This is a genomic window from Paracoccus sp. (in: a-proteobacteria), assembly GCF_047973135.1.
Lineage (GTDB): Bacteria > Pseudomonadota > Alphaproteobacteria > Rhodobacterales > Rhodobacteraceae > Paracoccus.
In genome coordinates this window covers 1-23,668 of the sequence record NZ_JBKEBL010000159.1, presented here as the reverse complement: position 1 = coordinate 23,668, position 23,668 = coordinate 1, and the positions used below count along the sequence as shown (strand labels likewise).

At 63.3% G+C, this 23,668-nt stretch carries 18 protein-coding genes and 2 pseudogenes; 12 read left to right on the top strand and 8 right to left on the bottom strand.

From position 1 onward, the window contains the following. Nucleotides 1–10 precede the first annotated feature (10 nt). From ACK5L9_RS12200 to ACK5L9_RS12190, 3 genes are all read right to left on the bottom strand, one after another. The gene (locus ACK5L9_RS12200) at nucleotides 11–1,075 is read right to left on the bottom strand and encodes a hypothetical protein (RefSeq protein ID WP_416911736.1); all 1,065 of its coding nucleotides are present in this window, start codon (nucleotides 1,073–1,075) and stop codon (nucleotides 11–13) included. A gap of 110 nt (nucleotides 1,076–1,185) precedes the next feature. Beyond that, complete coding sequence (locus tag ACK5L9_RS12195) at nucleotides 1,186–2,226, bottom strand: hypothetical protein (RefSeq protein WP_416911735.1); 1,041 nt, start codon at nucleotides 2,224–2,226, stop codon at nucleotides 1,186–1,188. A 23-nt stretch (nucleotides 2,227–2,249) separates the two neighbouring features. Beyond that, nucleotides 2,250–3,062 (bottom strand): coniferyl-alcohol dehydrogenase, encoded by an 813-nt coding sequence (locus ACK5L9_RS12190; RefSeq protein ID WP_416911734.1) that lies wholly within the window; start codon nucleotides 3,060–3,062, stop codon nucleotides 2,250–2,252. Between the two features lie 222 nt (nucleotides 3,063–3,284). On the opposite strand from ACK5L9_RS12190, the gene ACK5L9_RS12185 reads away from it, so the two are divergent. The 3 genes from ACK5L9_RS12185 to ACK5L9_RS12175 all read left to right on the top strand — a co-directional run bounded on the left by ACK5L9_RS12185 (nucleotide 3,285) and on the right by ACK5L9_RS12175 (nucleotide 7,436). Beyond that, nucleotides 3,285–4,754, top strand: coding sequence for an aldehyde dehydrogenase family protein (locus ACK5L9_RS12185; RefSeq protein WP_416911733.1), 1,470 nt, complete (start codon nucleotides 3,285–3,287; stop codon nucleotides 4,752–4,754). Between the two features lie 68 nt (nucleotides 4,755–4,822). After that, entirely contained in the window at nucleotides 4,823–6,427 is a 1,605-nt protein-coding gene (locus ACK5L9_RS12180) for a GMC family oxidoreductase (protein WP_416911732.1), read from the top strand. Between the two features lie 22 nt (nucleotides 6,428–6,449). After that, nucleotides 6,450–7,436 carry an alpha/beta hydrolase gene (locus ACK5L9_RS12175; RefSeq protein ID WP_416911731.1) on the top strand — a complete coding sequence of 329 codons (987 nt, stop codon included), beginning with the start codon at nucleotides 6,450–6,452 and terminating at the stop codon, nucleotides 7,434–7,436. A gap of 12 nt (nucleotides 7,437–7,448) precedes the next feature. On the opposite strand, the gene ACK5L9_RS12170 is transcribed toward ACK5L9_RS12175, so the two are convergent. Next, nucleotides 7,449–8,660: a Hint domain-containing protein gene (locus tag ACK5L9_RS12170; protein WP_416911730.1), complete on the bottom strand. Its 1,212-nt coding sequence runs from the start codon at nucleotides 8,658–8,660 to the stop codon at nucleotides 7,449–7,451. A 329-nt stretch (nucleotides 8,661–8,989) separates the two neighbouring features. Here ACK5L9_RS12170 and cobT point away from each other — a divergent pair, with 329 nt between their 5' ends. Next, nucleotides 8,990–10,858, top strand: a complete 1,869-nt coding sequence (gene cobT, locus ACK5L9_RS12165; RefSeq protein ID WP_416911729.1) for a cobaltochelatase subunit CobT — start codon at nucleotides 8,990–8,992, stop codon at nucleotides 10,856–10,858. A gap of 6 nt (nucleotides 10,859–10,864) precedes the next feature. On the opposite strand, the gene ACK5L9_RS12160 is transcribed toward cobT, so the two are convergent. Genes ACK5L9_RS12160 through ACK5L9_RS12150 form a run of 3 tightly spaced genes read right to left on the bottom strand, consistent with a single transcriptional unit; the run spans nucleotide 10,865 to nucleotide 13,815 of the window. Continuing rightward, nucleotides 10,865–12,151, bottom strand: a complete 1,287-nt coding sequence (locus ACK5L9_RS12160; protein ID WP_416911728.1) for a TRAP transporter large permease — start codon at nucleotides 12,149–12,151, stop codon at nucleotides 10,865–10,867. 2 nt (nucleotides 12,152–12,153) lie between these two features. Then, nucleotides 12,154–12,753, bottom strand: a complete 600-nt coding sequence (locus ACK5L9_RS12155) for a TRAP transporter small permease subunit (protein ID WP_416911727.1) — start codon at nucleotides 12,751–12,753, stop codon at nucleotides 12,154–12,156. 3 nt (nucleotides 12,754–12,756) lie between these two features. Continuing rightward, nucleotides 12,757–13,815 carry a TRAP transporter substrate-binding protein gene (locus tag ACK5L9_RS12150; protein WP_416911726.1) on the bottom strand — a complete coding sequence of 353 codons (1,059 nt, stop codon included), beginning with the start codon at nucleotides 13,813–13,815 and terminating at the stop codon, nucleotides 12,757–12,759. A 334-nt stretch (nucleotides 13,816–14,149) separates the two neighbouring features. Here ACK5L9_RS12150 and ACK5L9_RS12145 point away from each other — a divergent pair, with 334 nt between their 5' ends. The 8 genes and pseudogenes from ACK5L9_RS12145 to ACK5L9_RS12110 all read left to right on the top strand — a co-directional run bounded on the left by ACK5L9_RS12145 (nucleotide 14,150) and on the right by ACK5L9_RS12110 (nucleotide 22,660). Then, a complete protein-coding gene (locus ACK5L9_RS12145) occupies nucleotides 14,150–15,490 on the top strand; it encodes a 4Fe-4S dicluster-binding protein (RefSeq protein WP_416911725.1) in 1,341 nt (446 codons plus the stop codon). A gap of 10 nt (nucleotides 15,491–15,500) precedes the next feature. Next, nucleotides 15,501–15,878 (top strand): cupin domain-containing protein, encoded by a 378-nt coding sequence (locus tag ACK5L9_RS12140; RefSeq protein ID WP_416911724.1) that lies wholly within the window; start codon nucleotides 15,501–15,503, stop codon nucleotides 15,876–15,878. A 79-nt stretch (nucleotides 15,879–15,957) separates the two neighbouring features. Next, entirely contained in the window at nucleotides 15,958–17,304 is a 1,347-nt protein-coding gene (locus ACK5L9_RS12135) for an amidase (protein WP_416911723.1), read from the top strand. Between the two features lie 13 nt (nucleotides 17,305–17,317). After that, complete coding sequence (locus ACK5L9_RS12130) at nucleotides 17,318–18,016, top strand: DUF2848 domain-containing protein (RefSeq protein ID WP_416911722.1); 699 nt, start codon at nucleotides 17,318–17,320, stop codon at nucleotides 18,014–18,016. Between the two features lie 19 nt (nucleotides 18,017–18,035). Beyond that, nucleotides 18,036–18,347, top strand: a pseudogene (gene fdxA / locus ACK5L9_RS12125) (ferredoxin FdxA); the annotation flags it as partial. 240 nt (nucleotides 18,348–18,587) lie between these two features. Then, nucleotides 18,588–19,376 carry a ferredoxin--NADP reductase gene (locus ACK5L9_RS12120; protein WP_416911721.1) on the top strand — a complete coding sequence of 263 codons (789 nt, stop codon included), beginning with the start codon at nucleotides 18,588–18,590 and terminating at the stop codon, nucleotides 19,374–19,376. 60 nt (nucleotides 19,377–19,436) lie between these two features. After that, nucleotides 19,437–21,626: a thiamine pyrophosphate-dependent enzyme gene (locus ACK5L9_RS12115; RefSeq protein ID WP_416911720.1), complete on the top strand. Its 2,190-nt coding sequence runs from the start codon at nucleotides 19,437–19,439 to the stop codon at nucleotides 21,624–21,626. Further along, the gene (locus ACK5L9_RS12110; RefSeq protein WP_416911719.1) at nucleotides 21,623–22,660 is read left to right on the top strand and encodes an ACP S-malonyltransferase; all 1,038 of its coding nucleotides are present in this window, start codon (nucleotides 21,623–21,625) and stop codon (nucleotides 22,658–22,660) included. The genes ACK5L9_RS12115 and ACK5L9_RS12110 overlap by 4 nt, the downstream gene beginning before the upstream one ends. Nucleotides 22,661–23,458: 798 nt before the next feature. Here ACK5L9_RS12110 and ACK5L9_RS12105 read toward each other — a convergent pair. After that, nucleotides 23,459–23,668 (bottom strand): annotated as a pseudogene (locus tag ACK5L9_RS12105) (FAD-dependent oxidoreductase); the annotation flags it as partial.

Below are 23,668 nucleotides of genomic sequence, written 5' to 3'. Positions count from 1 at the left end.
GGCCGGTCCCCTAGTCGCTGGCCCGGACGATTGCGCCCAGTTCTTCGGAATATTCGCGGGCTTTCGTGCGATAGAACTCCAGCGCGGCCCGGCCATCGACGCCCTTGGCCTCGGCCTTGGCGATCCAGTCCTCGTCCATGGCGTCGGCCGCCGGGGCGAATTGTTCCATCAGGCTGTCTGGCGCGTCGATGACCTCGATCCCGGCGGCCCGCGCGTTTTCCAGCGCCTTGCGCGAGGCGATGTCATAGGCGCCGACATAGGTTTGCAGCTTGTCCTGCGCGATGGCGGTGATGGCCTGCTGATCGGCCTCGGAAATCTCGGCCCAACGGTCCTTGTTCATGAACAGCGCGAATGACGGTGCGCTGAGACCGCCGGGAATCAGCACGGCGGATTTCGTGTATTGATAGATGTTGAACGCCTCGAAATCGAACAGCGCCAGTCCGGCAAAGGCATCCACCGTTCCCGACGAGATGATCTCATAGGCCTGTACGGCTGGTGCGGCGACCACGGCGGCCCTTGCGGCATCCATCAGCTTGGCCGAAGGGCCGGGGATGGTGTACATCTTGACCCCTTTGATCGACCCGGCCTGATCGGCGGATTTGTCGCGCAGCAACAGATCCCCCGGCAGGCCGACATAAAGCGCCAGCAGGTGAACATCGTCCAGTTCGCCCACCGGCGCGAAATATTCCTGATAGGTTTCCCACAGGGCACGGGAATTTCCCTCGGCGCTGAAGGTGCCGCGCGGAAGGGCGGAAATCTGCATCAGCCCGGCGAAATTTTCGAGGAATGTCATATTGATATAGCCGCCGTCGAACGTACCGCGCACGACGCTGGTATATTGCGCGGGCGGCGGTGCCAGGGTCGATGGCGGCACGTCGAACGTGACCCGGCCCTCGGTCGCCTGACTGAGATCGTTCAGCCACGGAAACAGCACATCGGCATTCCAGATATGGGCATGCGAAATGAAGGTGTTGAAGATCAGCTTGACCTCTTGTGCGCTTGCCGGAACGGAAAATCCCGCCAGCGAAGCGCCAAGGGTCAGCACGGCGGTTGCCTTGCGAATGCGTGAAATCATGGGTCTCCTCCTCCCTGATATTTGGCCTTTGCCCCGTGGGACGGGGCGGGCGGCCATTGCGGCCCCCGGTCAGGAGCCTTTTCGTTGCCTGCCCGGTTCGGGGGGCGGTTTCAGTTCCCCCCGTAAAGCTCTGCGGCATATTGCCGGGCGCGGTCGCGATAGAATTGCAGTGCCGCACGCCCGTCCACGCCCCTGGCTTCCGCCCTGGCAATCCATGCCTCGTCCAGTTTCCCGGCATGGGGACGAAATGCCCCGGTCAGCGCGTCGGAGGCCTGAGTGATCTCGATCCCGCGATCCCGCGCGTGGTCCTGCGACTGGCGGGCATAATCGTCGAATGCCCCGACATTCGGCACCAGATGGCTTTGCGCCATCTGCATGATCGTCTGCTGATCGGCCTCGGAAATCTCGGCCCAGCGATCCTTGTTGATGAACAGCGCAAAGGACGGCGCGCTAAGGCCGCCCGGCACCATGATCGCCTTTTCGGCATATTGGAAAACGTTGAACGCCTCGAAATCGTAAAGCGCCAGCCCCGCATAGGCATCGACGGCACCGGACGAGATGACCTCGTAGGCCTGCACACCGGGGGCCGAGACCACTGCCGCGCCCACGCCATCGAAAAGCTGCGCTGCGGCGCCCGGCGTGGCATAGGTCTTGATGCCCCTGAAGTTGTCGCCGATGTCCAGCGCGGCGCTGCGCAGCATGATGTCGCCCGGAAGGCCCACATACAGCGCGACAAGCTCTACATCGTCAAATTCACCCGCCCCGGCGAAATATTCCTGATAGGTTTCCCATAAGGCGCGGGAATTGCCGCGCGCGCTGAAGGTTCCCAGAGGCAGGCTGGAGATTTGCACCAGCTCAGCGAGATTGCGGATAAAGACCAGATTGGTGAACCCGCCGTCAAAGACGCCGCGCACCACGCCCTTGTACTGATCGGGCGGGGCGGCAAGGCTGGCAGGCGGCACGTTGAAGGTCACGCGCCCGCCGGTCGCCTCGGTTACATCCTCGAACCACGGGAACAGCACATCGGCATTCCACGGATGATTGTGGGCGGCAAAGGTGTTGAACAGAATTTCCTGCGCCTGCACAGGTGTTCCGGCACCGCAGGCAAGTGCGGTCAGAATTGCGGCGATGCGGCTGATTTTCCTTGCCATCGTCCTTCCCCCCGTTGCCGTGTTCAGGTTGCGCCTTCAGTCAGGCGCAGGCTGTCCAGCCCCAGCCGATCGGCCGTGGTAAAGGCGCGAATGCCGCCATCGACGACCAAATCCTCGCCCCGGATCCAGTGACCGCTATCGGATAGCAGGAATTTGCAGGCCTCGGCGACCTCGGTGGGGCGGGCGGGGCGACCGGCACGGGCGATGTTGCGCACGGCCCCCTCGCCGAAGGCCCTCATGAAATCGTCGAGGATTCCGGTCTCGACCGCGCCGGGGCTGACCGTGTTGATGGTAATGTCGCGGGCAATCAGCGGTTCGGTCATGGCCATGCTCCACAGGATGATGGCCTCTTTCGACAGGTTGTAGGCACGGGTCGGGTCGCAACCCTCGGTCCGGACAAAGGCGGCGATGTCGCTGGCGCTGCGGCACTGTCCCAACCGCTTGACCTGTTCGACATTCTGCGGCCAGCCATGCCCGGCCCGCGACGCCAGCGTCATGATCCGCCCGCCCGATGCGATGGCGGGCAGCAGGGCCTGGGTCAGCGCGCGGGTACCAAGGAAATTGACGGTCAGCACCTGTTCAGCGCCGCTGTCACGCGGCGGAAGCCCGGCGATATTGCACAACGCGTCCAGCCTGCCGTCGGTCATTTGCAGGATCTGCGCCACGCCGTCCCGGATCGATGCGTCATCTCTGAGATCCAGCGTCACGAAATCGCGCGCCTCGCCACCGGGTGCCCGCAGATCCGCAGCGATCACCTGATCTCCGTCGGCCCGCAACATGGCAAGCAAGGCCTGTCCGATCCCGCCTGCGGCACCCGTTACCACGATCCTGCGCATTCGCGCGGCCTCCTCCTGTCACCCGAGCTTGCCGGACAGAGCAGCAGAAATCGCGGCGTGAGGCCAGTTTTGAAACGTGATTGATATAACGTTTCGGAATAGGTCTTAAGGATAAGTTCGATCAGCGATAACATATGAGAATTGCTATTCCGTAAAGATTATTGCTTTCGCGCCCGGTGGCGGCAAGGTCGCGGCAAACCGCAGCATCGGGGGGGGAGGGGCATGTCGCAAGATCTGCCACAGACGCAACTGTTCATTGGCGGGCAGGAATGTCCCGCAGAGGGTCAGGCGACCTATGACCTGTTCAACCCCGCCCGCCCGAACGAGCATGTCGGTAGGGCCGCATTCGGGTCGGTCGCGGATATGGACAGGGCCGTGCGTGCCGCCCATGATGCCTTTCCGGCATGGGCGGCGCTGGACTATGTCGAGCGCGCCGCCTTTCTGCGCAAGATCGCGCGCGATTTGCTTGGCGACCACGAGGAAACCACGCGGCTGGCGAGGCTTTTCACCCGCGAGCACGGCAAGATCCTGTTCGAGACCCGGTTAGAGCTGAGCCGCATCGGCAACCGCTTTGACGAGGTGGCCGATTATGCGGACCGGTTGGCGCAGGACGAGGAAATCCGCAGCGCGCAGTTCGAAACCATCGTGACCCGCCAGCCGCGCGGTGTCGCCGGGCTGGTGGTGCCCTGGAACTGGCCGCTGGCGATTCTGGGGGCCAAGCTGCCGCAAGCCCTGCTGGCCGGAAATACGGTCGTGGTGAAGCCGGCGCAAAGCAGTTCGCTTGTCATCGCGATGATCCTGCGACGCATCGCGGAACTGTTGCCGCCTGGCGTCGTCAATCTTGTGACCGGCAGTTCGGGCAGGATCGGCGATGCGCTGGTCGGGCATCCCCTGGTGCGGATGGTCAATTTTACCGGCTCGGTCGATGTGGGGCGGCATGTGATGCAGGTCGCGGCGCGGAATATCACGCCCGTGACGCTGGAGCTGGGCGGAAACGATGCTGGGCTGGTATTGGAGGATGCGGAACTGAACGATGCCGCGCTGTTGCGGATGTGGCTGGCGGCATTCATGTCCACCGGCCAGATCTGCATGGCGCTGAAACGGCTTTACGTCCACCGCTCGCGCTTTGACGAGGTGGTCGCAGGGCTGACGGCCATCGGGCGGCGGCAGGTGATCGGCGACGGGCTGTTGCCGGACACGACTATGGGCCCGCTGAACAACCACAAGCAGCAGCAGGTGGTGCGGGGCATGGTCGATCAGGCACGGAACCATGGCTCAAGGATCCTCGATCTGGGCGAGGTGCCGGATGAGGCGCTGTTCAAGACCGGATATTTTCTGCGCCCGACGCTGGTGATCGACCCGGACCCGGCGCTGTCGGTGGTGCGCGACGAACAATTCGGTCCGACCCTGCCGGTCCTTCCCTTTGACACCGAGGATCAGGCCGTGGCGATGGCCAATGACAGCGATTTCGGGCTGTGCTCTTCAGTGTGGTCGCCCGATCTGGACCGCGCCCGCGCCATCGCAAGGCGGCTTGAGGCGGGTTATACCTATATCAATAACCACGGCGCTGCCGCGCAGGACGGGCGCGGACCCTTTGGTGGCTTCAAACATTCGGGAATCGGCCGGAATTTCGGCTATGAGGGCGTGACCCAGTTTCAGGGGCTGCATTCGATCTCGATTCCGGCCGGGTGAAATATCCTTTTGTATTTGCGCCGTTTTGCGCCAAGACTATCACGGGGACATTGGGAAAGGGGCGCGTCATGGCGGGACAGCCGTTCGAATACGATTATGTGATCGTCGGCGGGGGGGCGGCGGGCTGCGTTCTGGCGGCGCGGCTGGCGGCGGATGGCGACGGCTCTGTCGCGCTGATCGAGCGCGGCAAGACCGACAACAACCGCTGGATCCACATCCCCGCGACATTTTTCAAGGCATTGCAGACCGATGCCGATGCGGTCGTATCCGAACCCGATCCGTCGCTGAACGGGCTGCGCTTTCCGGTGCCGCAGGGCAGGGTGATCGGTGGGGGATCGTCAGTCAACGGCATGATCTACATGCGCGGGCAGGCGCGTGATTACGACGATTGGGTCAGCGAACATGGCTGTGACGGCTGGTCCTATGCCGATGTCCTGCCGACCTTCCGCAAGCAGGAACGCAATACCCGCCTTGCCAATGAATATCACGGCAGCACAGGCAGGCTGGTGGTCGATGACCCTTCGGCGAAACACCCGGTCGCGGGGGCGATCGTGCAGGCGGCGATTGGCGCGGGCATCCGCGCGACCGACGATTTCAACGGTGCCACGCAAGAGGGCGCGGGCTGGTATCAGGTGACTGCTCATGACGGACAGCGGCAATCGGCGGCGCATTGCTTTCTGAAACCGGAACTTGGCCGCCCGAACCTGACCGTCCTGACCGGTCATGCCGCTGGTCGGGTCGTGATCGAAAACCGCCGGGCGGTGGCGGTGGAATGCCATGATCAGGCGGGGTCGGCGGTGCTGATTCGTGCCCGGCGCGAGATCGTCCTGTCGGCAGGCAGCTTTCACAGCCCGAAAATCCTGATGCTGTCGGGTATCGGGCCGCGCGACGTTCTGGACCGTCACGGCATCGACATTATCCACGAATCCGATCAGGTGGGCCGCAATTATCAGGATCATGTCGGCGCGCCCGTCACCCGCCGCCTGCGCCGCCCCATTGGACTGTATAATGCCGAAAAGGGGCTGAATGCGGTCCGGCACGGTATCGACTATTGGGTGTTCCGGCGCGGCCTGCTGACCTCGAACCTGTTGCAGGCGGGGGCCTGCGTCGATACCGGAGGTACGGGTCGCCCTGATGTACAGTACAATTTTGCGCCCTTCGCGCCGGGCGCGCCCGGACAGCCTCCGCTGGCCTTTCACGCGGTGCAGGTCCATCCGATGACCATGCGCCCGAAATCGCGCGGGCGGCTGGGGTTGCGGTCGAAAGACCCGGCAGACGCGCCGCTGTTCGAAACGACGATCCTTGCCGATCCCGAGGATATGGACACGCTGCGCCGGGGCGTCCGGCTGGCGCGCGAGATTTGCGAGCAGTCGCCGCTGAAGGAACTGGTCGGCGAAGAGGTCTGGCCGGGGGGCGGGGTCAGTTCGGTCATGGGGTCGAACACGCTGGACGATGCGATCCGCGCACAGGCCCGGACGATTTTCCACCCGGCGGGCACCTGCCGGATGGGGCCGGGCGGCGATGCGGTGGTCGATCAGGAATTGCGCGTGAACGGGGTCGAGGGGCTGCGCGTTGCCGATTGTTCGGTCATGCCGGCGCTGGTGTCAGGCAATACCAATGCCCCCACGATGATGATCGCGGATCGCGCGGCGGATGCGATTCTGAACGAGTGACAGTTTCCAGGAAGGTGAAGCGATGAACAAAGTAAATGATATGCCGCGCGACGACCAGACGGGTATCGTCGCCATGCACCCCTCTGCGCGTGCACTGATCGACCAGATGATCGCGCTTGCGCCAGAGCCGCTTTATCAGATGACCCCGCCCGAGGCCCGCGCCGCCTTTGACGACCGCCACAGCCGCCTGGTCCGGCCCGCCATCTCGGTCGGGCATACGGTCTCGCGCCGGTTTCCGGGCGCGCAGGCAGAGGTTCCGGTGCGGCTGTACTATCCCGTTGGCGCGGCGGATGAGGATCTGCCGGTGCTGGTCTATTTTCATGGCGGTGGATGGGTTATCGGCAACCTCGAAACGGTCGATGCGCTGTGCCACGATCTTTGCGCTCAGGCGCAGGCGGTCGTGGTTTCGGTCGATTACCGGCTGGCCCCGGAACATCCCTTTCCCGCAGCGATCGAGGACGGGCAGGCGGTGCTTGACGCCTTGCGGGCCGAGGCAGGGGCGCTGCGGGTCGATGCACGACGGATTTTCGTGGCCGGGGATTCGGCGGGCGGCAATATCGCGGCGTCTCTGGCCCTGATCGAGGCCGATGCCGGGCATAGTCTTGCCGGGCAAGTGCTGATCTATCCGGTCACCGATGTCAGCACGACGCATTCCTCGATGCTGCGCTTTGCCAGCGGGCTGAACCTTGATGCGGCGACGATGCAGTGGTTCGGCGATTGCTATCTGCCCGATCCCGAGATGCGCAGCGACTGGCGTGCCTCGCCGCTGCTGGCCCGTATGACCGCGCCGCCCGCGCCCGCGCTGGTCGTGACCGCCGGTTACGATCCGCTGCTGGACGAAGGCGCGGCCTATGCCACGCGCCTTGCCTCTGCCGGAACGCCGGTCGAATATCTGTGCTTTGCCACCCAAATCCACGGCTTTGCCACGCAGACTGCGGTCAGCAGCGAGGGCTATCTGCTGCGCGACGTGATCGCGGGGTTCCTGCGCCGCCACCGGATCCGCGGCTGAGCGCGTCCGGCGTCACTGTTGCGCATAAAGCTGCTGGTGCTGTCGCAGATGCAGCCCGACCAGTTCCCGCGTCAGCTTGCCCGACGGAACAAGGCGCGCCGGTTGCGCCTTGTAATCCATGCTGGCAAGTTCGGGGAACAGGTCCAGAATTTCCCGGCGTGCCTCGGTATCGACGGCCTTCAGCGCCTCGGGGCCGGTGAACAGCGATTCGGTCTCGGTACCGTTGGAATAGACAAGCTCGTGCTGGTCGAACAGCAGATGCACATAAGTGACCTCGTCGCATTGATCAACGATGTCGATTCCGTCGATCAGGGTCAGTTTCTTGGCGGCGACCAGAATTTCGTCCGCACCGAACATCTCGCGCGCGATAGGCGACCTGATCAGGATCCGGTGCTGCTGCGAGACGTAAAGATCGCGGTCAGGATGCCCGTCGCCCAGGGCCCCGGCCCTGATGCGCACGGGATAAAAGCGGTCGTCCCCGGCCTTGCCCGACAGCCGCCGGGTTTGCTTGCCCGTCCAGAATACCGGCTTGAACCCGTGGTCCCGTGTCAGGACCGTGTCACCCTGACGAATCATCTCGACCGGTTTCGGGCCGTCGATGGTTTCGATCAGCGTCCCTGAGGCGAAACAGATCAGCAGCGTATCAAGTTGGCCGACGACAGAAGGATCATAGCCATAGCCGCCGGTATCCGATGCCGAACCGTTGAACGCTCCGTTGTGATAGATCTCGCCGGGTCTGGGCGCGTGCAGGCCGAACAGGATGTAGGGCTGCGAGGTGTTGCCCGAGGTTGCTGTCCAGGATGCCCCTTCAGCAAAGGTCACGACCGTGTACATATCCATCAGCCGGGTGGGATCATAGGTGTCGTCCGTCGGCGTCAGCGTGGCATCGGCGACCGAGATTGGCGCGTTGACGCTTTCGGTATCTGCCGAAAACGGGCGGCTGCTCATGACGACGTTACCGGCGCTGTCGGTGATCTCTAGGTGTTGGATATAGGCGGTATTTTCCTCTTCTCCAGCAGGCGAACCCGCATCGCCCGACCGGTCGTTCAGATAGGCGTCGTCGTCCGTGATTGTCGCGTGCAGCATGACGGAACCGGGCTTCAGTCGGACATAGGACTGCGACACGACCTGGGTCGAGTTCACCGCGGCGACCCATTTCGTGCCGTCCCAATACTGAAAATCCGAGTATTTGTAGGCGATTGTGTTTATGGTGGTAAGTGCCATGTCGGCTTTCCTGAGCGAGTTGCGGGCAGGAATCTAAAGGTAAAAAAAATCAAATTCAGTAATCCGAATGTATTGCCGGGCAGAGGTTTACGGACAGGTCAATTAGACTGTGTATAATGGTTTGTATCGGGCGGAGTGCAGGCCGGACACATCGCCGATTCTGCCTGTTCGAACAAATATGACCATTCGGACAGATCATGCGCCGGACGTTAGGGGGCTGACACCGGCTCGCCGGGCCGCGAAAACCTTGCTGGCGGGTTCCACATCTTTGCCTCCATCCGTTAGAAAGCCGGTGGCAACCTGCCCGCCGCTGCGCTACGGATGAATGCATGATCAAGTCAGACAACCCTGCCGATCCGTTCAAGAAGGCCCTGTCCGAGGCCACCCGCGCCCTTGCCGATGAACGGGAACTGAATGTCACCTTCAGCGCCGATCCCTCGGGCGTGGCGGGCGACACCATGCGCCTGCCGCAGATCAGCCGCCGGATGGCGCGTGACGAAATCCTGCTGGCACGCGGCACAGCCGATGCGCTGGCCATGCGGATGCGCCACCACGACGCGGCGACCCACGCGAAATTCGCGCCCTCGGGACCGATGGCCCGCGAGCTTTACGAGGCCATGGAAACCGCCCGCTGCGAGGCTTTGGGCGCGCGCGACATGCCCGGCGCCCTGTCGAATATCGACGCAAAGATCGGTGCGGATGCGGAAAAGAAGGGCTATGGCCAGATCAAGCAGCCCGCCGATGCGCCGCTGTCGGTCGCGGCCGGCTATCTGCTGCGGCAGGCGGCGACGGGACGATCCTTGCCCGCCGCCGCCCAGCATGTCGCCGATCTGTGGCGACCCTTTGTCGAACAGCAGGCGGGCGCGCGGCTGGCCGATGTGAACGGGGTGTTGCACGATCAGGCGGCCTTTGCGCGGCTGGCGCGGCAGGTCATCAGCGATCTTGGCTATGGCGATCAGCTGGGCGAGGATCCCGATCAGCCCGAGGATGACGAAGCCGAAGAAAACGCCGAACAGGACGAGGAATCGGGCGACAACCAGTCCCGCGATCAGGATGAGGGCGACGACGCCGACGCCTCGCCCGAGCGCAGCCAGGAACAGCAGCAGGACGAAAGGCAGGCTCAGGTCAGCATGGACGATCAGTCCGATGACGAGTTGACCGAAGAGGCCGAGATGCCCGAGGCCGAAAGCCCGCCCGACATACCCCCTCCGGTCAGCGAGGCCAGCCCCGACTACAAGGTTTACAGCCAGCAATGGGACGAGGAAATCCGCGCCGAGGATCTGGCCGAACCCGCCGAACTGGAAAGGTTGCGCGCCTATCTGGACAAGCAGCTTGACCCCTTGCGCGGCGCGGTCAGCCGGTTGGCCAACAAGTTGCAGCGGCGGCTTCAGGCGCAGCAGAACCGTAGCTGGGAATTTGACAAGGAAGAGGGCGTGCTGGATGCCGGGCGTCTGGCCCGCGTGGTGGCCAATCCGACGACGCCCCTGTCCTTCAAGATAGAGAAGGACACCGAATTTCGCGATACGGTGGTGACGCTGCTGATCGACAATTCCGGCAGCATGCGGGGCCGTCCGATCAGCATTGCCGCGATCTGCGCCGATGTTCTGGCCCGCACGCTGGAAAGGTGCAGCGTCAAGGTCGAGATTCTGGGCTTTACCACCCGCGCATGGAAGGGCGGTCAGGCGCGCGAAGAATGGCTGAAACAGGGCCGCGTCGCGCAGCCCGGTCGCCTGAACGACCTGCGCCACATCATCTACAAGGGGGCCGATGCGCCCTGGCGCCGGGTCCGCCCCAATCTGGGCCTGATGATGAAAGAGGGCCTGCTGAAGGAAAATATCGACGGCGAGGCGCTGGAATGGGCGCATCGGCGGCTGGCGAAACGTGGCGAGGCGCGCAAGATCCTGATGGTGATTTCCGATGGCGCGCCTGTGGACGATTCGACCCTGTCGGTCAATCCGGCGAACTATCTGGAAAAGCACCTGCGCGATGTGATCGCCATGGTCGAACGCAAGCGAGCGGTCGAATTGCTGGCCATCGGTATCGGGCATGACGTGACGCGCTATTACGAACGCGCGGTCACGATCACCGATGTTGAACAGCTTGCCGGGGCGATGACCGAACAGCTTGCGGCATTGTTCGACAGCGACCCGCGCAAGCGCGCCCGCGTGCTGGGAATGGCGGGGCTGCGGCGGGCCTGACCCGCCTCAGCGATAGATTGCCTGCGGCAGCCACAGCGCGATCTGCGGCGCGGCCATCAGGATCAGGATCATCAACAGCAGCGCCCCGGCAAAGGGCGTGGCACCCAGAATGACATCCTCGACCCGGCCCGACCCGCGCACGCCCTGAATGACGTACAGGTTCAGCCCGACAGGCGGCGAGATCAGCGCCGTCTCAATCAGCAGCATCAGCACGATGCCGAACCAGACCGGATCGTAGCCAAGCGCAAAGACCACCGGCGCGATGATCGGGATTGTGGCGATCATCAGGGTCAGGGTTTCCAGAAACAGCCCCAGCACCAGATACAGCGCCACGATGACCAGAAAGGTCAGGAAAGGCGGATAGTCCAGCCCGGTGACGAACGAACTGACCGCAACCGGCAAGCCGATGGCCGCAAGGACAAGGTTCAGGAAGAACGCGGCCAGCACGATCAGCATGATCATCGCCGTGGTCTGCATCGCCCCCTCGATGAAATCGCGCAGCATGGCCAGGTTCAGGCGACGATGGAACGCGGCAAGGATCAGCGAACTGACGACGCCCAGGGCCGCCGATTCCGTGGGTGTCGCGATGCCGGCATAGATCGAGCCGATGACGATGACAAAGATCACCATGGGCGGCAAAAGCCGGGGCAGGGCGGCCAAACGCTCGGCCCAGGTAAAGCGAAGCCTTTCACCCCCCAGTCGCGGCCACAGGATGCACGCCCCCGCGACCGTCAGCGAAAACAGCCCCGCCAGTACAAGGCCGGGGACAAATCCGGCAAGATACAGTTCCGGGATCGAGGTGTCGGTCATCGCGCCATAGATGATGATATTGATCGAGGGCGGGATCAGAATGCCCAGCGTCCCTCCTGCCGCCAGAGTGCCCAGAAACAACCGCGGCCCATAGCGGTGCCGCTGCATCTGCGGCATGGCAACGGTGCCCACTGTCGCGGCGGTCGCCACGGTCGAGCCGGAAATCGCTGCGAAAGAGGTGCAGGCGGCAATATTCGCATGCATCAGCCCACCCGGAAGCCAGGTCAGCCATGTGGACAGCGCGTGATAGACCCGTTCGGCAATGCCCGAACGCAACAGGATCTCGCCCATGAGCACGAACAGCGGGATGGCAATCAGCAGCGGATCGGTCAGGGCCGACCAGGCGACGTCTCCCAGCGCGCGATACAGCGGCATGGGTGAATAAACCCAGTCGAGGAAAAGGCCCAGCAACCCCAGCGATGCCGCCACCGGGATCGACAGCAGGATCAGGACAAAGAGCAGGATCAGCGCGACTTGCAGCATGATCAGGCCTCTTTCGGGGCGTGCAAGCGGGTGTCCAGTTCGGCCCGGATTTCCTCATCCGCGCTGCGCCCTCCGGCAAGCCCGTGCAGGCCCGCGCTGTCGTGGCGCAGCAAGGCCGGGATTGCCAGCGCCGTCAGCAGCAACGAGGTCGCCGCAAACAGCAACAGCCCCGCGACCCACAGCCCTTGCGGGATCCACAGCGGTACCGATAGCGTCGTTGCCGAACGCGCGCCAAGCGCGACGGAATCCCGCAGGACGCCAAGACAGAACCACGCAAGGGCAACCGCGAAAACCGTCATGGCGATGATCGCAAGGCAATCCAGCCCGCCGCGCACCCGTTCACCCATGCGCGCATAGACCGCATCCACCCGCACATGGGCGCGGTTGAGCAGGGTGAAACCCGCCGACCAGCTTGTGCCGATGGCCAGCGCATATCCCGACAGTTCATCGGCGCCGCCGGTCGAGATGCCAAAGGCCTTGCGCAGGATGACTTCGGCGCAGACCAGTCCGGCGGCGGCAAGGATCAGCGCGCCTCCGAACCAGACTGCATAGCGGCTGACCCTTTCGCCAGCACGCAGCAGGCTGTGTGCAATGCTGTCCATCGCTCACTCCGCCGGAGCCGAGATGTTCACCACCTGTCCAATCGTCGCGTTCCACTGCGCCGCGCATTCCGCGCCGCAGCGTTTGGCCCATTTGGGAACGACCACCTCGGCCAGAATGTTCTGAAGCCGGGCGTAATCCTCGTCTTTCAGCGGCTCCTGCACCATCTTTCCCTGATGTCCGTCCTGACAATCACCGCCGGTATTGCACGAGATGCCGTCCTCGGTCTCGGTCCGGCCCGATTCCCAGGCGATCGCCTCCAGCTTGGTCATCTCATCGACAAGAAAAGTCTGGACCGCCGGATCCAGCTTGTTCCAGAAACCGTCTCCGGCCGCGATGAAAGTCATCGCCCAACTGATCGGCAGCGGATACAGATGGCTGGTCGCCTGATCCCATTTCGCCAGATTGCCGCTGAGCGCGCCAGAGATCGCACAGTCCAGCGCGCCCTTTTCCAGCGCGGGCACAACCTCGCCAAAGGCAATGCCGACCGGCGTGCCGCCAAGCGCCTCGATCAGATCGCCCTGCGACCGGCCCGAGGACCGTATCTTGAGCCCCCTGAAATCGTCGAGGCTGGTAATTGGCTGGCGACAATAGATGATCTGGGCATGATAGGGGATGATGGCCAGCAGCTTGACGCCGTATTCCTGTTCAAAGACCTGCGCCAGAAACGGCTTGTAGGCATCGGCCATGCGATGCGCCTCGTCGATGTCGCGGGTGATGCCGGCCAGATCAATGCCCTCGGCCTCGGGGACGTCGCCTCCGATATAGGACAGCAGGGTCGCACTCATTTCCAGAACGCCACTGCGCAACAGGCGCAGGATTTCGTTACCTTTCAGCCCCATATCGGTGAAGGGGGTGATCTTGGGTGTGACGGCGCCGTTCGAATCCGCCGGGATGGTTTCCTCGAAGAACGGCTTTTCGACCTTGTTGTACAGCGACAAATTGCCCCATGTCGCAACATAGTTGAACGTTGTTTTCGGCAGTTCCTGCGCGGTTGCGGTTGCGGCGGACCCAGCGCAAAGCCCGGCGATGACAGCGGCTCTGACGGCGTTGGAGAAAGGCATTGGCGACTCCCTGGACAAGATGATTGCCTTGGTGGCGACCGTTTGAGCACGGCTGTCCTTTTTAGGAAGCATGCCCCTTAATTTTCGATCTGTCAATTCGTAGCTGCGGGAGGAACGGACCGCGATCCGGGCGTGGACCGGGTGGCAGGGGCGAAAACTCAGGGGGCCAAGCCAGACAGGAATCCCCGACGTGCCGCGGGAATATATTCAATAGATTGATATAAAACAAATAATCTAAAATTTGCGCGCTTGAAATTCTTTTGTTGAAAAGAGAAGTATACCGCGTAATATTAGCAAGGCCGAACCAGGGTCGAATCAGACACGGAGACTTCAGATGGCCGACATGCGTGTGGACTTTTGCGGATTGACGTTCAAAAACCCCGTTGTCATCGCGTCGCTGGAGACGACGAACAGCCCCGATCTGATGCGTCAGTGCTTTGACAACGGTGCATCGGGCGCGATCATCAAGACGCTGACCGATATCGAGGACATGGCGCGGCTGACGCAAAATTCCAAATACTGCGTGATGAACTCCAGAGGGGACATCATCCGGGGCAAGGCTGCGCGGGATTTCGTGTTTTACAGCCGTTCGGGCTATTCCAGCACCTATTACAAGGATTGGATCCCCGATCTGAAGGAAACCCAGAAATATGCCGCCGAACGCGGCGCGCATCTGATCGGTTCTGCCGGGGCCAAGGATATCACCGGCTGGAAGGATATCTGCCGCACCATCGAGGATTGCGGCCTGCCGATGGTCGAACTGAATTTCGGCTGCCCGCATCCGGCGATGATGCCCGGCGTTCACGGCGGCTCGATGATCGGGCAAGAGGCCGAGGTCGCGTTCGAAGTGACCCGCCAGGTCTGTGAATCGGTCGATATTCCGGTCATCGTCAAGCTGACACCCGACCAGTCCAAGCCTTTGGCCATCGCCAAGGCGGTCAGCGACGCGGGCGCGGCAGGGGTCACGGCGATCAACCGTCATACCGGCTTTGTCGTCGATATCGAAACCGGCCAGCCACGCATCGGCGGCCCGGCGGGGATCGGCGGCACATGGGTCAAGCCACTGTCCCTGCGTTGGGTGCATCGCATCCACGAGGAACTGGGCATCCCTATCACCGGATCGAACGGGATCTTCGACCATCGCGACGTGATCGAATTCATCATGGCTGGCGCAGGGATCGTGCAGGTCGGGTCGGTGCTGATGGTCAAGGGAATCAAATGGTTGCCAAAGATCATCGATGGCGTGGCCGAGTTCATGGATGAACATGGTTACGCCACGGTTGATGACATGATTGGCCTGGCGTCGAACCGCTCGGTCAAGGATTATTCGGAACAGTTTTCCAGAAACCGCATCCACGCGGCGGTGAATGAAGACACCTGCAAGAACCCGACCTGCAATATCTGCATTCAGGTCTGTTTCTACGAGGCGCTGTCGCAGAATCCGGCGGGCAAGATCGACGTGCATACTGACAATTGCATCGGCTGCGAGCTGTGCCTGGATGTATGCCCATTCGATTCCATCGAGATGCGAGAAACCTCGGCCGCGCAATTCGCCGACGGATATTTCACGATCCCGCCCGCCGTGTTCGAGGCCGACAAGTTCACGACCAGTCGCAACAATATGGAAACCATCCGGGGCAACAGCCCGAAATTCACCAAGGAACCCGCCGGGTAAGGAGAGTCTCATGGCCGTCAACAAGGAACATCGCGAATTTTATCAGGTCGATATGTCAAGCGGCTGGGAAACGCCCAAGGGCTATCCGTCGGGCATCAAGCAGAAAATCCTGTCTGGTCATCTGGACATGGACAACCGGCAGGGCGGGCATACCCGGCTGCTGAAATTCGAGCCGGGCACCTATACGACCGTGCCCTTCGAACATGACTACTGGGAAGAGGTCTTTGTCATTTCCGGCGATCTGTGGGTCGGTAATGACGGAGAGGCTGGGGGCGAACGGTTCACTGACAACACCTATTGCGTGCGCCCGCCCCATGTCGCGCATGGCCCTTTCCGTACCGAAGGGGGCTGCCTGCTGCTGGAACAGCATTACTACGACCCGCAGTAATCCTGCGACCCGCATTGCTGCTGTTCCGGGCCGCCAACGGGCGGTCCGCAGGATGAACTTTGCCAAAGGTCAGCCGCCGATGATCCAGAACCTTGTCGATCTTTCGCGCAAGCTTGCGCGGGGCCGGGTCTCCAGCCGGGAACTGGTCGAGGAAAGTTTCGCGCTGATCGACGGCGCGGGGGACGAGGGCGGGCGGGTCTTTCTGACGCTTTATCGCGATCGGGCGCTGGCCGGGGCCGGGCTGGTCGATCAGGCGCGCGCGCAGGGGCTGGATCTGCCGCGTTTTGCCGGCATTCCGATAGCCATCAAGGATCTGTTCGATGTCGCGGGCGAGGTGACGCGGGCCGGGTCGCGGGTGCTGGATGCCCATCCCCCCGCAAAAGCCGATGCCGCGATCGTGCGCCGCCTGCGCCGCGCCGGCTTCGTGATCATTGGCAAGAACAACATGACCGAATTTGCCTATTCCGGGCTTGGGGTGAACGCGCATTTCGGCACGCCGCGCAACCCGCATGACGCAAAGACGCCGCGCATTCCCGGCGGATCGTCCTCGGGCGCGGCGGTGGCGGTGGCCTGCGGGATGGTGCCAGCGGCCATCGGAACCGATACCGGCGGATCCTGCCGCATCCCGGCGGCCTTTTGTTCCGTCATCGGCTTCAAGCCGACTGCGGCCCGCGTGCCGAAACAGGGCGCAATACCGCTGTCACGAACGCTGGATTGCATCGGTCCCTTCACGACCAGCGTATCCTGCGCCGCTGTGCTGGACGATATCCTGTCGGGAGGCCAGGGCGAGGATGTCGGCTCGGTTTCCCCCGGCGGGCTGCGGATCGGCGTGCTGGAAGGTTACGTGACAGAAGCCATGGACGACGCGGTGGGCACGGCGATGCAGGCCCTGCTGACCCGGCTGTCAGGTCTGGGCGTGCGCTTGACGCCCGTGACCATCGCCGAACTGTCGGATCTGCCGCAGATCAACGCCAGGGGCGGGCTGGTCGGAGCCGAGGCTCATAGCTGGCACCGTCCGCTGCTGGAAACACGGGCCGAATATTACGATCCATGGGTGCTGGCGCGGTTCAGCGCCGGGCAATCGCAGACCGCAGACGACTATATCCGGCTGCTTGATCAGCGCGCGCGGATGCAGCGGCTGGTGGATGACAGGCTGGCCCCGTTCGACGCGCTGATCCTGCCGACCGTGCAGATTGTGCCGCCGCGGCTGGACGATCTGGCCGATAGTGAGGTTTCCAACGCCACCAACCTGCTGTGCCTGAGGAACACCGCCGTCGGGAATTTTCTCGACCTGCCCGCGATTTCCATTCCCTGTCAGGGCGCGGCCAGCCTGCCCGTGGGGGCGATGCTGTTCGGGCACAGGGGCGGGGACCGGCATCTGCTGGCGATCGCGCGCGGACTTGAACAGGCCATACGCGGCCAATGAGAAAGGGAATGCCATGACTGCCCGGATCGCCTTTACCGCAAGTTTCGTCACCGCCGACGGCACGACGGATGCCCCCCTCTGCCTGACGCGCGCCGTGGTCGGCGGCTGGACGGGGCGTGACAAGGATGCGCTGCGGCACCATATCGAAGAGCTTGAAAAGATCGGCGTCAAGGCTCCCGACAAGACGCCGGTCTTTTATCGCGTCGGCATCTCGCGGCTGACAGTCGCGGATGAGATCGAGGTGATCGGCGACGGGTCCAGCGGCGAGGTCGAATATGTGCTGATCCGCCATGAAGGCCGCATCTGGGTGGGGGCCGCATCCGATCATACCGACCGCGCCGTTGAACATATGGGTATCACGGTTGCCAAACAACTTTGCGACAAGCCCGTCGCGTCACGGTTCTGGCCGCTGGACGAGGTCGCGGCGCACTGGGAACAGTTGCAGTTGCGCGCCCATGTCATCGAGGGCGGGCAGCGCGTGCTGTATCAGGATGGCGGAGTGTCGGGGCTGTTGTCGCCTGTGGAACTGCTGGCCGAGTTCGCGGCCGAGGGTGGGGCGCTGGACGATGGCACGCTGCTGTTTGGCGGTACCTGCGGGGCCATCGGCCCGGTCCGTTTCGCCCCCCGCTTCGAATTTGCGCTGATCGATCCCGTTCTGGGGCGGCAGATCAGCCATGGCTATGACGTGACGCCGGTTCCCATCCGGGGCTGACCAACGAAAGGAGGCAAGAATGACCTATGTCGTCACCGAAAACTGCATCAACTGCAAATTTCAGGACTGTGTCACCGTTTGTCCGGTCGATTGTTTCTATGAAGGCCCGAATTTTCTGGTGATCCATCCCGACGAGTGCATTGATTGCGGTGTCTGTGAACCTGAATGCCCCGCTGAGGCGATCCGCGCCGATACCGAAACCGGGCTGGATGACTGGCTGGCGCTGAATGCCCGCTATGCCGAAATCTGGCCCAATATCGCTGAAATCGGCACCGTTCCCGCCGATGCCGATGACTGGAACGGCAAGCCCGGCAAGCTGGCCCTGCTGCAAACCGGCGATGCGCCCGAGGCTCCGCATGCGCAAAAGCCGGTCTATCCGGCGGGCGAGGCTGCGCAGATCGATCATGGCTTCGAGGTGGACGGTGCTGTCATCAGCTTTCCTGAAACGATGGAGGAGCCGGTTCACTTGACTCCGCGCCCGCTTGATGAGGACAGCGAACCGGAATTCGATGGCCTCAGGCTGGGACATTGACGTTGTGGGTGCAACCTGTCCGAACAAATGGGGGAAATCATGTCGAAAGATACCGTCCAGCTTGTCGATGGCCAGCAGGTCGTCAGTGTCACGCATTGGGATGACCGGCTGTTTTCATTCCGTGTGACGCGCCCGGCCAGCTTTCGCTTCCGGTCGGGTGAATTCGTGATGATCGGCCTGCCGGACGAAAACGGCAAGCCGATCCTGCGCGCCTATTCCATCGCTTCGCCCTTCTGGGACGAGGAACTGGAATTCTATTCGATCAAGGTGCCGGACGGTCCGCTGACCTCGCGGCTGCAAGGGATTCGGCCCGGCGATCAGGTGATCGTGCGGACCAAGCCCACGGGGACGCTGGTTCTGGATGCGCTGCTGCCGGGCAGCCGGTTGTGGATGATCTCGACCGGGACGGGGGTTGCACCCTTCGCGTCGTTGATGCGCGAACCTGAAACCTATGAGAAATTCGATCAGGTCTTTCTGACCCAGACCTGCCGCCGGTGTTCGGAACTGGATTACGGCGCCGATCTGCTGACCCGCCTTTACGACGATCCGCTGGTCAGCGAAGAGGCGCGCGGCAAGTTTCGCCGCTATGCCACTACCACGCGCGAGGCCAGCGACCATATGGGCCGGATCACCGATCTGATCGAAAATGGCAGGTTGTTCCGGGAACTGGGTACCGTGCCGCTGGACCCGGCGCGGGACCGGGTGATGATCTGCGGCTCAATGGGGCTGAACCTGGACCTCAAGCGCATCCTTGAGGAACGCGGCTTTACCGAGGGGGCAAACAGCAGTCCCGGCGATTATGTCGTCGAACGGGCCTTTGTCGATTAGGCTGGTGATGGCGGTCAGGGGCGTGGCATTGATGGGCAAACTCGGTTGGCAGGGGGAAACATGGATCGCGCGGCAATTGTCCATGAGGCTTTTCTGAAACGCGTCGCTGCGGGCGATCTGCCTTCCGGGCAACCGCCGCGGGCCGGGCTGTCGCCCGAGCTGGCCGTGTCGGTCTTTCGTTCCGGCTGCCTGTCGCGTGCGCTGGACCGGCAAAGCCGGGTCATGCAGGCGGCGGGGCAGGGGTATTACACAATCGGATCTTCGGGGCACGAGGGGATGGCGGCGGTCGCCGTCGCGTTGCGGGTTTCGGACATGGCGTTCCTGCACTACCGCGACGCGGCGTTCCAGATTCAGCGCGCCGCGCAGGTGCCGGGGCAGAATATCGCCTGGGACATGCTGCTGTCCTTTGCCTGTTCGGCCGAGGATCCCGTCTCGGGCGGCAGGCACAAGGTGCTGGGGTCGCGGGCGCTGTCCATCCCGCCCCAGACATCGACCATCGCCAGCCATCTGCCCAAGGCGGTCGGCGCGGCCTATTCCATCGGTGCGGCGATCCGCCACCGCCCGGCCTTTGCCACGCTGCCTGACGATGCGCTGATCTTTTGCAGCTTTGGCGACGCTTCGGCCAATCACTCGACCGCGCAGGGGGCGTTCAACGCGGCATCATGGGCGGCGGTGCAGTCCGTGCCGCTGCCGGTGCTGTTCTGCTGCGAGGATAATGGCATCGGCATTTCGACCAAAACTCCGCGCGGCTGGATTGCGGCCAGTTTCAGCCAGCGCCCCGGAATGCGTTATTTCTCCTGCGACGGGCTGGATATCTTTGATACCTTTGCCACGGCCTGCCGTGCCGCTGATTATGTCCGCCGCCAGCGCAAGCCCGCCTTTCTGCATGTCCGCACCGTGCGGCTTTATGGTCATGCAGGTGCGGATGTGCCGACCACCTATCTGCCGAAATCCGAGGTCGAGGCCGATGAGGCGAACGATCCGCTGCTGCATTCCGTCCGCCTGCTGGACCGGGCCGGGGCGCTGACCCCGTCCGGGTCGCTGGCGATCTATACCGAGACCTGTGACCGGGTCGAACGCATCGCCGCCGAGGCCGTCACCCGCCCCCGGCTAAAGACCGCCGCCGATGTGATGGCCTCGCTGATCCCGCCGCGCCGCGAGATCGTGCCGAGCAACGGCCCCACAGCGACGGCGCGCCGGCAGGCATTCGGCGCCGACATGAAGGCACAGCAGGAACCTCAGATCATGTCCCGGCTGATCAACTGGGCCATGACCGATCTGATGCTGGCCTGCCCCGATATCGTCATGATGGGCGAGGATGTGGGCCGCAAGGGCGGGGTCTATGGCGTCACCCAGAAACTGATCGACAGGTTCGGCCCCGACCGGATGATCGACACCCTGTTGGACGAACAGTCGATCCTGGGGCTAGCCATCGGGATGGCGCAGAACGGCTTTACCCCGATGCCGGAAATCCAGTTTCTTGCCTATCTGCATAATGCCGAGGACCAGATCCGGGGCGAGGCCGCCACTCTGCCGTTCTTTTCCCGTGGCCAGTTCACGAATCCAATGGTCATCCGCGTAGCCGGTCTGGGTTATCAGAAGGGATTCGGCGGGCATTTCCACAATGACAACTCGGTTGCGGTGCTGCGCGATATTCCAGGGGTGATCCTTGCCGTGCCCTCGGACGGGGCGGATGCGGCGATGATGCTGCGCGAATGCGTCCGCCTTGCGCGCGAGGAACAACGCGTTGTCGTTTTTCTGGAACCCATCGCCCTTTACCCGATGCGCGACCTGCATGATGGCAAGGATGGCGGCTGGATGCGCCTCTATCCCGATCCCTCGCGGCGCATTCCCCTGGGTGAGGTCGGCGTAACGGGCGAGGGTGCGGATCTGGCCATCGTGAGTTTCGGCAATGGCCATTACCTCAGCCAGCAGGCCCTGCCGCAAATCGCCGTGGCGGGCATCGCGGCGCGGATCATCGACATGCGCTGGCTGTCGCCCTTGCCGAAACAGGCGCTGAGCGCGGCTGTCGCGGGGTGCCGCAATATCCTGATCGTCGATGAAACTCGCCATTCCGGCGGCGTGGCCGAGGCGCTGATGGCGCATTTCGCGGAAACCAGTCCGGCCCGGCTTGCCCGGCTGACCGCCGAGGACAGCTTTGTCGCCACAGGCCCCGCCTATGCCGCGACCATGCCGTCGCGCGATACGATCACCGCCGCCGCGTTGCAACTTGCCACAGGTGCCGCATGAGCCCCCGCAGCGCCATTCTGATCTGCCCCGGACGCGGAACCTATAACGCCGCCGAACTGGGCTGGCTTGGCCGGTATTTCCCCGATCCCGCGCTTCTGGCCGACTTTGATCGCCTGCGCGAGAAGGCCGGGCAGCCACCCCTGTCAGCGCTGGATTCAACCGCAGGGTTCAGCCTCTCGCGGCATGGGCGCGGAGACAATGCCTCGGGGCTGATCTATGCCGCGACATATGGCGACCTGCTGTCCATCGATCCGGCGAAGGTCAGGATCGTGGCCGTCACCGGCAATTCGCTTGGCTGGTATTCCGCGCTGGCCTGCGCGGGGGCGGTCAGCCCGCTGGACGGATTCCGGATCGTGAACACGATGGGCGGGTTGATGCACGAGGCCATGATCGGTGGGCAGAGCCTCTATCCCTGGATGGCCGGGGACTGGGTTGCGGATCCGTCCCGCCGCAATCATCTGCTGGAGCTGATTGCCGGGCTCGCCGCGCGGGACGGGCACGCGCTGCACCTCTCGATCGATCTTGGCGGCATGCTGGTGCTGGCGGGAAACGAAGCGGGGCTGACGGCATTCGAGGCTGCGGTGCCGGCCGTCGAAGGCCGCTTTCCCATGCGTCTGGCCCATCACGCGGCGTTCCACACACCCTTGCAACAGCCGGTCGCAGAGCGGGGACGCGAGGCGCTGCCTGCCGGTCTGTTCGGCCAGCCCCGGCACCCGTTGATCGACGGCAGGGGCGCGATCTGGTGGCCAAACGCCTCTGATCCGCTGGCGCTGCACGATTACACCTTTGGCGCGCAGGTGGTCGAACCCTATGACTTTACCCGCGCCATCACCGTCGCGGCACGCGAATTTGCCCCCGATCTGTTCATCCTCGCCGGGCCGGGCACGACCCTGGGCGGGGCCGTGGCGCAATCGCTGATCCGGGCGAACTGGACCGGCCTCGCCAGCCGCGACGATTTCCGCGCCCGCCAGCAGGCAAACCCGATCCTCGTGTCGATGGGGATCGACGAGCAGCGGAGCATGGTCGCCGACTGAAAAGCCCTGATGTTTGTCTGGAAAGGAAAAAACGAGAGCGTCCTTCGCGCCGACGTCGTTCCATGGCGGTTGTTCGGCGACCAAACCCGGCTCGCGCATCACGCGGACATGCGCCTGCGCCAGATCGGCCAGGGCGCGCAAGGGTGGAAAGGAGGGCGGGTCGTGCAAAGCCCGACCCGTCGCTGCCGCCCGGCCGGACGCGCGCTTCGCGCGCGGGCAGTCTGTGGGTGGAAAGGCATGTCATGCCAGCGGCTCTCGGGATTGACCCGTTCCCGACGCCGCCGACGCCGCGGGCCCGTCGTGCTTTACGCTTGATTCCGGGTCGGGTCTGCCATGCTGCCGCCGCAAGTCCGGGCCTTCGGGATCGATCATTTATCAGGGCCGCCGGTATAGCTGACGGAAGCTGGCTTTGATCTCATCAATATACAAATAATCAGCGTTAAATCAATAGATTATGTCCATACAAATACTCTGTTTCAACGCATCTGGGCATGTCGCCTGCCGCCTGAAAAGCAGCCTGCGCGGTTCGTATCACGATGTGGCTGGCAGCCATGCCTGCCCATGGCAGCACAGCGCGCCGCAGGCTTTTGCGGGGGGTCCGGGGGGTGCACAGCTCCCCCGGCCATCGCGGGACGCAAATCTGCGGCGCTGCCATTACAACCAAACGCATGACAGCCCCTAGACAGATATTCGCGGCTTTGCCCATTAGCGCCTGCCTGAACATGTTTGATTTCGCGGTATTTTCATTCGAAAACAGGCGTTTGCCGTTCGGGCGGTCGCGACGGGTGATCAGCCCGGTCAGAATCCCAGCCTGTCGCGCAGGCCGTACCAGGCCATCCCGGCCACAAGCAGCGGGGTGCGCAGCGCCCGGCCTCCCGGAATTGCCCGGCCTGGCACCGCCGCCATCGCGTCTAAGCCCGCGGCCTGACCGGCGATGGCCTCGGCCATCAGCCGCACGGCCAAGGTCGCCAACTCGACTCCGTGGCCCTTAAAGCCGCTGGCCGACAG

What these genes read in the sequence shown, in the direction of transcription:
- ACK5L9_RS12115 (WP_416911720.1), top strand. Translation starts at nt 19,437, where the DNA reads ATGGATCGCGCGGCAATTGTCCATGAGGCTTTTCTGAAACGCGTCGCT.
- ACK5L9_RS12135 (WP_416911723.1), top strand. Translation starts at nt 15,958, where the DNA reads ATGATCCAGAACCTTGTCGATCTTTCGCGCAAGCTTGCGCGGGGCCGG.
- ACK5L9_RS12155 (WP_416911727.1), bottom strand. Translation starts at nt 12,753, where the DNA reads ATGGACAGCATTGCACACAGCCTGCTGCGTGCTGGCGAAAGGGTCAGC.
- ACK5L9_RS12140 (WP_416911724.1), top strand. Translation starts at nt 15,501, where the DNA reads ATGGCCGTCAACAAGGAACATCGCGAATTTTATCAGGTCGATATGTCA.
- cobT (WP_416911729.1), top strand. Translation starts at nt 8,990, where the DNA reads ATGATCAAGTCAGACAACCCTGCCGATCCGTTCAAGAAGGCCCTGTCC.
- ACK5L9_RS12145 (WP_416911725.1), top strand. Translation starts at nt 14,150, where the DNA reads ATGGCCGACATGCGTGTGGACTTTTGCGGATTGACGTTCAAAAACCCC.
- ACK5L9_RS12130 (WP_416911722.1), top strand. Translation starts at nt 17,318, where the DNA reads ATGACTGCCCGGATCGCCTTTACCGCAAGTTTCGTCACCGCCGACGGC.
- ACK5L9_RS12195 (WP_416911735.1), bottom strand. Translation starts at nt 2,226, where the DNA reads ATGGCAAGGAAAATCAGCCGCATCGCCGCAATTCTGACCGCACTTGCC.
- ACK5L9_RS12190 (WP_416911734.1), bottom strand. Translation starts at nt 3,062, where the DNA reads ATGCGCAGGATCGTGGTAACGGGTGCCGCAGGCGGGATCGGACAGGCC.
- ACK5L9_RS12180 (WP_416911732.1), top strand. Translation starts at nt 4,823, where the DNA reads ATGGCGGGACAGCCGTTCGAATACGATTATGTGATCGTCGGCGGGGGG.
- ACK5L9_RS12170 (WP_416911730.1), bottom strand. Translation starts at nt 8,660, where the DNA reads ATGGCACTTACCACCATAAACACAATCGCCTACAAATACTCGGATTTT.
- ACK5L9_RS12160 (WP_416911728.1), bottom strand. Translation starts at nt 12,151, where the DNA reads ATGCTGCAAGTCGCGCTGATCCTGCTCTTTGTCCTGATCCTGCTGTCG.
- ACK5L9_RS12120 (WP_416911721.1), top strand. Translation starts at nt 18,588, where the DNA reads ATGTCGAAAGATACCGTCCAGCTTGTCGATGGCCAGCAGGTCGTCAGT.
- ACK5L9_RS12185 (WP_416911733.1), top strand. Translation starts at nt 3,285, where the DNA reads ATGTCGCAAGATCTGCCACAGACGCAACTGTTCATTGGCGGGCAGGAA.
- ACK5L9_RS12175 (WP_416911731.1), top strand. Translation starts at nt 6,450, where the DNA reads ATGAACAAAGTAAATGATATGCCGCGCGACGACCAGACGGGTATCGTC.
- ACK5L9_RS12150 (WP_416911726.1), bottom strand. Translation starts at nt 13,815, where the DNA reads ATGCCTTTCTCCAACGCCGTCAGAGCCGCTGTCATCGCCGGGCTTTGC.
- ACK5L9_RS12110 (WP_416911719.1), top strand. Translation starts at nt 21,623, where the DNA reads ATGAGCCCCCGCAGCGCCATTCTGATCTGCCCCGGACGCGGAACCTAT.
- ACK5L9_RS12200 (WP_416911736.1), bottom strand. Translation starts at nt 1,075, where the DNA reads ATGATTTCACGCATTCGCAAGGCAACCGCCGTGCTGACCCTTGGCGCT.